The sequence below is a fragment of the Cedecea neteri NBRC 105707 = ATCC 33855 genome (assembly GCF_001571265.1).
Taxonomy (GTDB): Bacteria; Pseudomonadota; Gammaproteobacteria; order Enterobacterales; family Enterobacteriaceae; genus Cedecea; species Cedecea neteri.
Map to the genome: position 1 here is coordinate 1 of NZ_BCTL01000103.1, position 3,647 is coordinate 3,647.

Genomic DNA, 3,647 nt, shown 5'->3' on the forward strand with positions numbered 1-3,647 from the left:
CCATTTCAAACTCTTCCCAAGTCTACCGAAATCAATTAAAAGCCCGTATATAGCGGCCTCTAGCCCGTGTTTTATATCCTTCAACTGGACTCAACAGGAATCAAGTTACAGTGGGGGCATTCTGTGTTCGGTCCAGGGAAATACACTCCCTTTTAGTGCACTTGCGCACTGTGCATTGGTGCGTTAATATGTGTCCATCAGGTAACAGGGAGTCAAAATGAAGTGTTAGAAAGCATTGGAAGCTTTCGTGACAAATGGCTGGAGGAATTCTTTGATACAGGAAAGTCTCACGCCAAAATCCCGGCAGACATTGAGTCTGTTTTGGCTCGAAAGCTCGACATAATAAACGCGGCGGTGGATTTTCGGGACTTGCGCTCACCACCTGGTAACAGGTTCGAAAACTTAGAGTCACCATTACAAGAGTATTCGTCTATCAGAGTTAATGATAAGTATCGGATACTCTTCAAATGGGTTAACGGCAAGGCTGAACAAGTCTACTTCGAGCCGCATAAGTACAAAAAACATAAGTAGTTTTTTAGCTATTTCCGCTTATGTATTTGTCCATACTGGGGGGTCTGTAGCAGACCCTCCCGGTATTCATAAATAGCGATGACGTGTAACACGTTATGAGGTCTTAGATATGTCTATTCATCAAGCCATGAGGAAACCAACTACAGTCGGAGATGTACTACTGTATGAATACCTGGAGCCTTTGGGTCTTAAAATTAATGACTTGGCAGAAATGTTGTTAGTACACCGCAACACTGTCAGCGCACTGGTGAACAATAACCGAAAACTTACCATCGACATGGCGCTTCGCCTGTCTAAAATTTTTAATACCACTGTCAAATTCTGGCTGAACATTCAGCAGAACGTTGATGTATGGGAAGCAATGAATGACGCCCGCACTCAGGAGGAACTGGGCCGGTTGAAGCCTGTCTCCCTTGCAACAAGCGAACAAGACAGCCACGAACGTGACGTTGCGTGATAACGTAATTGAATGTTCAAAAGCTATAGGCCGCTAGAATGCGGCCTTTTGTTATTTTGATTCAATGCACTCTCCGTACGATTCAACCCGACCATATTGGGGGCTACGCCAGAACGCCGGTGGTATCTTAAATAGACCCGTTCTGGGGCTATGGGACATCAGCCGCAGCGTCTATAATCCGGGCAGAGATTTGTTCTGCTAAAGCCGTGGCTAATCGTCGGTTGAGATAGCTTAAAACCTTGCGACATCCGGGGCCTGGGTGCCGCGAGCGACCTACATTCATAAAGGTTAATATGAAACAAATTACGTTCAGCGATCTACAAAAACAAAGCGAGCAAGCCGCAAGCTCCCCTCGCTTACGTGCCCATCGTAATCTCCATCCTGAATTGAGCGATCCTGTTCAGCGCCTGGCTATTGCTATGGAACCGGGGACCTATGTTCGCCCTCATCGCCACCCGCATACGTTTGAGCTGCTGACACCCCTTAGCGGACGCTTTTTGGTATTGCATTTTGATGACAATGGCAACGTGACCGAGCGTGCTGTTTTAGGTGAAGACTGCAAGGTGCTGGAGACGGATGCCGGGACCTGGCATGCGGTGTTGTCGCTGGATAAAGGTGGGGTCATTTTCGAGGTAAAACATGGGGCGTACCAGCCCGTAGCTGAGCAAGATATGGCCCCATGGGCACCCGCCGAAAACGAGCCGGGAGCGGCTGAGTTGATGAAATGGTATGTCCTGGCGCAAGTGGGAGATGGCGGTTTTTCCCTGTAATATTACTGCATCCTCCCATATTCTTTCCCGGCCTGCGAAATAAAATTAAAGCCGTATACAACGGCTTTATCGCGTTCTTATCTCGTGTTTATAACTGAACTTGACCCTGATTATCTTCGGGGTAGGTAAGGTAATCGAGCAGCTATATCTCAGTGTAAGAAGCTAAGAGGTTCGCGCCCTGGGGCCGGTGTTCTGGTCTGCATCTTGCCCGCAACGAATAACCCGCGAAGCTGACAATAGCAGCGGTACAGCATAATGTTGGGGGGCTGCTGAAGGGCACACTGGTGGGGTGTTACATTTGCTGCATAGGGTACCCGGAAATAAGGCAGATAATAGGGCTGTCAGGACCCACTTCGTTTTTTTATACAATTTAATTAAATAACTATTCATTGAAATTTTAATTCGAAAGTAATTTATATTTTCGATTTTCAATAATTGTAAGTCATTTGTCTATGATTGTAATTTGATGCCGCCTAAATCCAGTGCCTCGACTTTGTTTATCCTTTATTTAATGTGGCGGCATATACTCATCGTACTTAAGGCGAGTAAGCATGTTTTTTCGCGTTTAAGTATTTAATCAAATGTCTCTCCTGGGGATTTTTTTGATGCTTTATACATCCGCTTCCGGCATCTCTTCTTTGGAGATGCCTTTTTTTAATATATGTGGTTTGGTATGTTTTCATCACTAAAAATAAAATGGACAGATGTCTTCACCGCGCTTATTCGCGGCATGCTTAACATAAGTCTCTGTTTTGTCGGCCTGATCTTAACAATCTTCCTTCTGCGGGAAGGGAGTTACATGGCCGCGATGCTCTATAACAATACCTCAGAGAAATCCTCATATGATTTGATTGAGGCTCTGGTGACGTATTTTCTATTCTTTGAATTCGTTGCGCTGATAGTGGTTTACTTTAAATCCGGATGCCATTTTCCATTAAGGTATTTTATCTATATAGCCATCACGGCAATAATACGGTTATTGATTGTGGATCATTCCAGCGCTCAGGACACCATCCTGTATTGTGCGTCAATTTTCATTTTGTCTACCATTTTACTGTTCACTAAAAGTAAGAAGATAGAGCCATAAGTAACTCTTTTGCGTTAAAACTGGTGTTGTTTATTCATCTTTATAAGGGAGTGAATCATTATATGGAGCGTTTGATTGAGAATCTGCTTTGTGCATCACGCTGGTTATTAGCCCCGGTATATTTTGGGCTGTCATTGGCGCTTGTGGCATTAACGATTAAGTTTTTTCAGGAAATAGTGCATGTATTACCGGATATCCTGCTGATTGCGGAGTCGGATCTTATCCTGCTGCTGCTGTCGCTTGTGGATATGGCCCTGGTGGGGGGGTTATTGGTGATGGTCATGCTCTCCGGCTATGAAAACTTTGTCTCTCGCCTTAACGTTAAACACCTCAGTGAAAAGCTGAACTGGTTAGGGAAGGTAGACTCTACCTCGCTGAAAAATAAGGTTGCTGCCTCTATTGTCGCGATTTCATCAATCCATCTGCTACGGGTCTTTATGGATGCCGGTAACTTTAATGATGGGAAAATAATGTGGTATGTCATCATGCATATGACATTTGTCCTTTCAGCCTTTGCCATGGGGATTCTGGATAAAATAACGCGTAAGGTGTGATTTTAAATCATCGCATCAGTTCAGGAGGCTGGCAGTTAAAACTGCCAGGAATGCTATCCGTCATCATGAGCTGTATTAAAAAATAGCCTGTTGCCGGAGGGTATAATCCGGCACAGATTTTATTCCTCACTGTTCTCCGGTCCCGGTTAAAATCTGTAAAGGCTAAATGCTTTAGGATCCAGTACAGGCGTGTCTCCCAGCAGAATATCTGCGGCAATAGAGGCGGAAACAGGGCTTTCAGTCATCCT

General features: G+C 44.8%; 5 protein-coding genes. All 5 read left to right on the top strand.

Annotated features, from left to right (window positions below; genetic code table 11):
- Nucleotides 1–222 precede the first annotated feature (222 nt).
- The 5 genes from CNE01S_RS23820 to CNE01S_RS23840 all read left to right on the top strand — a co-directional run bounded on the left by CNE01S_RS23820 (nt 223) and on the right by CNE01S_RS23840 (nt 3,399).
- The gene (locus CNE01S_RS23820) at nt 223–531 is read left to right on the top strand and encodes a type II toxin-antitoxin system RelE/ParE family toxin (RefSeq protein WP_061279158.1); all 309 of its coding nucleotides are present in this window, start codon (nt 223–225) and stop codon (nt 529–531) included.
- 109 nt (nt 532–640) lie between these two features.
- On the top strand, nt 641–988 hold the full coding sequence (locus CNE01S_RS23825) for a HigA family addiction module antitoxin (protein ID WP_061279160.1): 348 nt from the start codon (nt 641–643) through the stop codon (nt 986–988).
- A gap of 293 nt (nt 989–1,281) precedes the next feature.
- Entirely contained in the window at nt 1,282–1,758 is a 477-nt protein-coding gene (locus tag CNE01S_RS23830; protein WP_061279161.1) for a WbuC family cupin fold metalloprotein, read from the top strand.
- A gap of 661 nt (nt 1,759–2,419) precedes the next feature.
- The gene (locus tag CNE01S_RS23835; protein ID WP_081948173.1) at nt 2,420–2,845 is read left to right on the top strand and encodes a phosphate-starvation-inducible protein PsiE; all 426 of its coding nucleotides are present in this window, start codon (nt 2,420–2,422) and stop codon (nt 2,843–2,845) included.
- Nucleotides 2,846–2,907: 62 nt separating this feature from the next.
- Nucleotides 2,908–3,399, top strand: coding sequence for a TIGR00645 family protein (locus CNE01S_RS23840; RefSeq protein ID WP_038475281.1), 492 nt, complete (start codon nt 2,908–2,910; stop codon nt 3,397–3,399).
- Nucleotides 3,400–3,647 lie beyond the last annotated feature (248 nt).